Annotated in this window: 6 protein-coding genes and 1 pseudogene; 5 read left to right on the top strand and 2 right to left on the bottom strand. The window is 71.1% G+C overall.

Annotation, left to right across the window (positions count from 1 at the left end):
• Window positions 1-226, bottom strand: a pseudogene (locus K8638_RS12175) (hypothetical protein); the annotation flags it as partial.
• Window positions 227-370: 144 nt separating this feature from the next.
• Here K8638_RS12175 and K8638_RS12170 point away from each other — a divergent pair.
• Both K8638_RS12170 and K8638_RS12165 read left to right on the top strand, forming a co-directional pair.
• A complete protein-coding gene (locus K8638_RS12170; protein WP_223754651.1) occupies window positions 371-610 on the top strand; it encodes a hypothetical protein in 240 nt (79 codons plus the stop codon).
• A 37-nt stretch (window positions 611-647) separates the two neighbouring features.
• Window positions 648-1,430 carry a DNA methyltransferase gene (locus K8638_RS12165; protein WP_223754650.1) on the top strand — a complete coding sequence of 261 codons (783 nt, stop codon included), beginning with the start codon at window positions 648-650 and terminating at the stop codon, window positions 1,428-1,430.
• Here the strand turns inward: K8638_RS12165 and K8638_RS12160 are convergent.
• Window positions 1,409-2,047, bottom strand: coding sequence for a 2OG-Fe(II) oxygenase (locus tag K8638_RS12160; RefSeq protein ID WP_223754649.1), 639 nt, complete (start codon window positions 2,045-2,047; stop codon window positions 1,409-1,411). The genes K8638_RS12165 and K8638_RS12160 overlap by 22 nt on opposite strands.
• A 105-nt stretch (window positions 2,048-2,152) precedes the next feature.
• Between K8638_RS12160 and K8638_RS12155 the strand changes: the two genes are divergently transcribed.
• From K8638_RS12155 to K8638_RS12145, 3 genes are all read left to right on the top strand, one after another.
• Window positions 2,153-3,490, top strand: a complete 1,338-nt coding sequence (locus tag K8638_RS12155) for a dicarboxylate/amino acid:cation symporter (RefSeq protein ID WP_223754648.1) — start codon at window positions 2,153-2,155, stop codon at window positions 3,488-3,490.
• A 72-nt stretch (window positions 3,491-3,562) separates the two neighbouring features.
• A complete protein-coding gene (locus K8638_RS12150) occupies window positions 3,563-4,048 on the top strand; it encodes a peptidylprolyl isomerase (RefSeq protein WP_223754647.1) in 486 nt (161 codons plus the stop codon).
• 111 nt (window positions 4,049-4,159) lie between these two features.
• On the top strand, window positions 4,160-6,061 hold the full coding sequence (locus K8638_RS12145; RefSeq protein WP_223754646.1) for an OPT family oligopeptide transporter: 1,902 nt from the start codon (window positions 4,160-4,162) through the stop codon (window positions 6,059-6,061).
• Window positions 6,062-6,067: the final 6 nt, after the last annotated feature.

Raw genomic sequence — 6,067 nt, 5'->3', positions numbered from 1 at the left:
TGCCCGCGGCCGCCACTTGGACCGCGCGAACCTGGAGCGGGACGACAGTTTCCTCCCCGGGCACGGTGGCGCAGTAGGCAGGGTGCCGCTGGCACGCAGCGGACGCCGAGTCCAGCGACTGCTGCGCATAGTGTCCCGTCGACCCGCGCCGGGCCGGGCTTCCCGCCCCACACCCCACGGTGAACAGCAGCCCCACGGCCACCACGGTACGCGGACGCAGCCTCATCTGGCCCTCCCTCCCACGAGCTCCCTCGTACGGTAGCCGAGCCCCACTCCGCGGGGCCCTCCATCCAACCGCGCCCCGCCGCCCGCCCGCCGTTACACTCCCCCGCGCCCGCCTCCAGCGCGGGTACGAGGAGGCAGGCAAGCCATGACCCGGATGTGCCAGGACGACGTGGGCCGCTGCGACTTCATCGACGTGCTCGAGGAGGCCGTCCTCCGGCGCCGCCCTGTCGCCGTGGAGCTCCGCGCGGGCGATACCTTCATCGACCAGGTGGTCGACGTCGTCACCGAGCGGGGGGACGACTTCGCCATCTTCCGCTCGCACGCCCGGGTGCCGGTCGGCGACATCCTCTCCGTGACTCGCGAATCCCCCGCACCCGCGACTTGAGCCCCGCGCCCCGCCGTGTAGGGTGCCGCCCCGGCCGATGACCTCTCTTCCCTCGCCCGACTCCCTTCGCTGCATCAACGCCGACGCGCGCGAGCCGGATGGCTACCGCGCCGCCCTCGGCGACACCCGCGCGTCCCTGCTCCACACGGACCCGCCGTACTGCCTCCTCACCCGGCGCCGGAAGGGGGGCGACCTCAGGGACCCTCGGGCCCACAAGAAAATCGACCAGAACCCCATCGTCCGCTTCGAGACGGTGCGCGACTACCGCGCCTTCTCCGATGCCTGGCTGTCCCGCGCCGTCGCGCACCTCACCCCCGACGCGCCCCTCGTCATCTGGACCAACCTGCTCGGCAAGGAGCCCATCCTCTCCGCCGCCCGCGGCCTCGGCTACCCGCACCTGCGCGGCGAGTACGTCTGGGGCAAGCGCACCACCGACAAGAACGCCAACGAGCAGACGCTCCGTGTCTACGAGGTCGCCCTCGTCATCGCCCGCACGCCCGCGCCGCCGCTCGCCCCGGGGGACCTGCCCACCGTCTGGGCCGTCGTCGGCGGCTATGACGATGACGGCGAGGCCTCCCGCTGGGGCCGCCATCCGCACCACAAGCCCTTCTCCGTCCTCGAGCCGCTCGTGCGCACGTACAGCCGTCCCGGTGACACGGTGCTGGACCCGTTCGCCGGCAGCGGCTCCATGCCCTCCGCCGCGCTCCGGCTCGGCCGCCGCCCGGCCTGCCTGGAAATCGAGCCCGAGTGGGCCGAGCGCGTCACCCGCCGCCTCCGCGAGACGGCGGCCGAGGAAGCTCAGCGGGCCAGCGCCCGGTAGAAGCGCGTCTCCGCCCACGCCGGAACGTCCGTGGGCCGGTGCCCCCACCAGTTCATCGCCAGCGTGCGCCGTTGCCTCGCGCGCCCTGGCAGCCGCCCGTCAGGGATGCGGTTCTCCGCGTCCAGCACGCCGTGCGTCAGCGTCCCGTCGAACAGCACCAGCCGGTTGGGCCGCGGCGCCACCAGGTCCGCCGTGTCCAGCCGCGACGGCGCCAGCGAGGGGTTCTCCGGGTCCGGCATCTCCCGCGTCACCACCAGCGCCCCGCCGCGCACCCGGTTGAGGAACAACACGGAGGAGATGCGCGGGTGCACCAGCTTCCCCGTGCGCAGCGCGAGCTTCTCGTCCCGGTCCTGGTGGAAGTCCACGCGCACGTCCGTGGGGTCCATGCGCGACAGCCACCACTCCACGCCGGCGATGCGCCGCTTCCCGACGACTCCGGGCCGCAGCGCGAGGATGACCTCCTCCACCACGTTGGCCGGCGGGCCGAAGTCGTACCAGAAGGTCGTCTGGTACGTCTGACGCAGGCGCTCGGTGCCCAGGGCACCCACGCGCCGCAGCAGACGGCGGAAGAGGGGAGCGGGCACGGCGGCTTCGGTGAGCTGGACGAGCGTTTCCAATCGGGGACCCAGCATTGTCCCACAGTGAGGGTGGGCGCCACCTTCCTTTGCCGGTAGGCTGCGCGGCCCATTCCCCTCCGGCCAGGAGGGCGCGGAGACCCCCGGATGAAGGCGCACCAGAAGATGCTCATCGGCATTACCGTCGGCGCGGTGGCGGGCCTCACCGCCAACGGCGTCGCCGCCGCCATTGCCCGGAGCGCGGTTGGCGAGGGTGCGCCCCTCTCCGCCGAGGTCATCGCCCAGCACGCGCCCTGGCTGCCGTTCACCGTGGACAACGTGGCCGCCCCCGTGGGGCAGATCTTCATCCGCCTGCTCCTCATGCTCGTGGTGCCGATGCTCTTCTCCGCGCTCGTCATGGGTGTGGCGGAGCTGGACCTGAAGCAGGTGGGGCGCCTGGGCCTGCGCACGCTGGGCTACACCGTCGTCTTCTCCACCATCTCCGTCCTCATCGGCCTGCTGCTCGTCAACGCCATGCAGCCCGGTACGGGCCTCAGCGACGAGGCCCGCGCCCTGGCCCGGGGAGGCACCCAGGTGAAGGCCGCCCCGGCGCCGGGGGAGACGTCGTTCGGCTCGGTGCTCGTCTCCATGGTGCCCACCAACCCCCTCAAGGCCGCCGCGGAGGGGGACTTCATCGGCCTCATCGTCTTCTCGCTCATCTTCGGCATGGGCGTGGCGCTCACCCCGGGCGAGCCCGCCCAGCGGCTGCGCGAGGCCATCCAGGGCCTCTACGACGTGATGATGAAGCTCATCGACGGCGTGCTGCGGCTGGCGCCCTACGGCGTGGCCGCGCTGCTGTACGCCATGACGGCGCGGCTGGGCCTGGGCATCCTCACGCAGCTCGCCGCCTACGTGGCCACGGTGCTGCTGGCGCTCGGCGTGCACATGTTCATCGTCTACTCGTTGTCCGTGCGCTTCCTGGGCGGCCGCAATCCCGTCCAGTTCTTCCGCGACATCCGGCTGGTCATGGCGACGGCCTTCTCCACGGCCTCCTCCAGCGCCACGCTGCCCACGGCCCTCAAGGTGGCGGAGGAGAACCTGAAGCTGCCGCGCAACGTGTCCCGCTTCGTCCTCACGGCCGGCTCGGCGATGAACCAGAACGGCACGGCCCTCTTCGAGGGCGTCACCGTGCTCTTCCTCGCCCAGGTCTACGGCGTGCCGCTCAGCCTCTCGGACCAGGGGCTCATCATGTTCATCTGCATCCTGGCGGGCATCGGCACCGCCGGCGTGCCCGCGGGCTCCATCCCCGTCATCGCGATGATTCTGGGCATGTTCAAGATTCCGGTGGAGGGCCTGGGCCTCATCCTCGGAGTGGACCGCTTCCTCGACATGTGCCGCACCACCCTCAACGTCACGGGGGACCTGGCCGCCGCGGTGTACGTGGCGCGCGGGGAGCCGCCCGTGCGCTCGGCCGGAGGGGAAGCGGTGGACCCCACCGCGTCCTGACACGGGGCATTTCGTGGCCCATCCTTTCCCGCAGCAGCAGTCCCATCGCAGCACCCTTTCAAGGAGCCTCCCATGAGGGTTGGCAAGGATTCCGTCGTCTCGCTGGAGTACCGGCTGCACCTGGGTGATGGTCAGGTCATCGACCAGAGCGCGCCTGAACAGCCGCTCGCCTACCTGCACGGGCACCGGCAGATTGTTCCGGGCCTGGAGGGCGCCCTGGAGGGGATGTCCACCGGTGAGAGCAAGCAGGTGGTGGTGGCGCCGGGCCAGGGCTATGGCGAGCACGACCCCGAGGGCGTGCGCACCGTGCCGCGCTCCATGCTGCCTCCCGGCTTCACGCCGCAGCCCGGCCAGACGCTGATGGCCCGGACGGAGCAGGGCGACATCCCCCTGCGCATCCAGGAGGTGCAGCAGGACGCCGTCGTCGTCGACCTCAACCACCCGCTCGCCGGCAAGACGCTGCACTTCGACGTCACCGTGAAGGAGGTTCGCGCCGCGACGAACGAGGAGCTCACCCACGGCCATGTCCACGGGCCCGGCGGCCACCACCACGGCTGACACGCGCTGACGCAGCGCGGCCACTCCGGGGGTGGGGGCGGAAACACTCCACCTGCCGGGTGGAACGGGCATTTCACGAGCCGGGGGCGGTGCACTATCCTTGCCGCCCCAATGAGTCATTCCTCCCCGTCCCCGTCCCCCTCGCCGAGCGAGCCGCGCATCCACCCGTCCGACACGCCGCCCGGCGACACGGGTGCGTCCGCGGAGAAGGACCCGGAGCGCTACTGGCTCGAGCACGTCTACCAGGGCGGCGTCCGCCAGCTCACCCCGCGCGCCGTCATCTCCGGCATGCTCATCGGCGCGGTGATGTGCCTCTCCAACCTCTACGTCATCCTCAAGACGGGCTGGAGCCTGGGCGTCACGATTACGGCCTGCATCCTCGCCTTCGCGGTGTTCGGCACGCTGCGCTCGCTGCGGCTGCTGAAGCAGGACTTCACCGACCTGGAGAACAACGCCATGGGCTCGGTGGCCTCGGCCGCCGGCTACATGACGGGTGGTGGCAACATGGCGGCGGTGCCGGCGCTGCTGATGCTCACCGGCACCCTTCCTCCCTCGGGCTGGCTGGTGGTGTGGTTCGCGGTCATCTCCGCGCTGGGCGTCTTCGCCGCCATTCCCATCAAGCGCCAGCTCATCAACGTGGAGGCGCTGCCGTTCCCCACCGGCACGGCCACCGCGGAGACCATCCGCGCGCTGCACGGCCATGGCGAGGTGGCGCGCCGCAAGTCGCGGTTGCTGGGCGCGGCGGGGCTCATCGGCTCGCTGTTGGTGATATTCCGCGACGCGCGCTTCACCTGGCTCACCAACATCCCGGAGAAGGCCAGCCTGCCCTTCACGATTCTGGGCAAGAAGGCCTCGGCGTGGTCGCTGTCCTTCGACTTCAGCCTGCTGTTGGTGGGCGCCGGTGCGCTGGTGAGCTTCAAGACGGGCTGGTCCATGCTGCTGGGAGCGGTGCTCACGTACGGCTTCCTCGCGCCGGAGATGGTCAGCCGGGGCGTCATCCCCGAGGTGACGTACCGGGCCATCAATAGCTGGACGGTGTGGACGGGCTCGGCGCTGCTGGTGTCGTCGGGCCTCCTCTCCTTCGCCTTCCAGTGGCGCAGCGTGGCGCGCTCCTTCAAGGCGCTGTCCGGCCTCTTCGGGGGCAAGGGCAAGAGGCAGGAGGAGGAGGACCCGCTGGCCGGCATCGAGTGCCCGCCGTCCTGGTTCCCGCTGGGCTTCGCGGTGCTGGGGCCGGTGGCCGTCTTCCTCATGGCCTACCTCTTCCAGATTCCGTGGTGGGCGGGCGTGCTGGCCATGCCGCTGGCCGTCGTCATGGGCGTCATCGCCAGCCGGGTGACGGGTGAGACGGACACCACGCCCACCAAGGCGCTGGGCCCCGTCACGCAGCTCATCTTCGGAGGCCTCGCTCCGGGCAACATCCCCGCCAACGTGATGAGCGCCAACGCCACCGGCGGCGTGGGGCTGCACTCGGCGGACCTGCTGACGGACCTGAAGTCCGGCTGGCTCCTGGGCGCCAACCCGCGCCAGCAGTTCATCGCGCAGCTCTTCGGCGTGGTGGCGGGCGCGGCGGTGGTGGTGCCCGTGTTCAACATCCTGGTGCCCAGCGCGGACATGCTGGGCACCGAGGAGTTCCCCGCGCCCGCGTCCATGGTGTGGGCCGGCGTGTCCAAGCTGCTGGCCACGGGCGTCTCGGCGCTGCACCCCACCGCCCGTCTGGGCGCGCTGTGTGGCGCGTCGCTCGGCATCATGCTGGTGCTGCTGGAGAAGTGGGCCCCGGCGAAGGCGAAGGCCTATGTGCCGTCCGCCGCGGGCTTCGGCCTGGCCATCGTCATCCCCGGCTCCAGCTCCATCGCCTTCTTCATCGGTGCGGCCATTGCCGAGGTGCTGCGCCGCGTGAAGCCGAAGCTGGCGGAGGACACGGTGCTGCCGGTGTCCTCGGGCTTCATCGCCGGAGAGAGCCTGCTGGGCATCGGCATCGCCATGGCGAAGGCCTTCGGAGTGATGCCCAAGTAGGCTCGG

The sequence above is a fragment of the Myxococcus sp. RHSTA-1-4 genome (assembly GCF_020037125.1).
GTDB lineage: Bacteria > Myxococcota > Myxococcia > Myxococcales > Myxococcaceae > Myxococcus.
Note: the sequence above shows the minus strand (reverse complement) of the source record. Positions and strands in the feature narration are given on the sequence as shown.

What these genes read in the sequence shown, in the direction of transcription:
- K8638_RS12155 (WP_223754648.1), top strand. Translation starts at nt 2,153, where the DNA reads ATGAAGGCGCACCAGAAGATGCTCATCGGCATTACCGTCGGCGCGGTG.
- K8638_RS12165 (WP_223754650.1), top strand. Translation starts at nt 648, where the DNA reads ATGACCTCTCTTCCCTCGCCCGACTCCCTTCGCTGCATCAACGCCGAC.
- K8638_RS12150 (WP_223754647.1), top strand. Translation starts at nt 3,563, where the DNA reads ATGAGGGTTGGCAAGGATTCCGTCGTCTCGCTGGAGTACCGGCTGCAC.
- K8638_RS12170 (WP_223754651.1), top strand. Translation starts at nt 371, where the DNA reads ATGACCCGGATGTGCCAGGACGACGTGGGCCGCTGCGACTTCATCGAC.
- K8638_RS12145 (WP_223754646.1), top strand. Translation starts at nt 4,160, where the DNA reads ATGAGTCATTCCTCCCCGTCCCCGTCCCCCTCGCCGAGCGAGCCGCGC.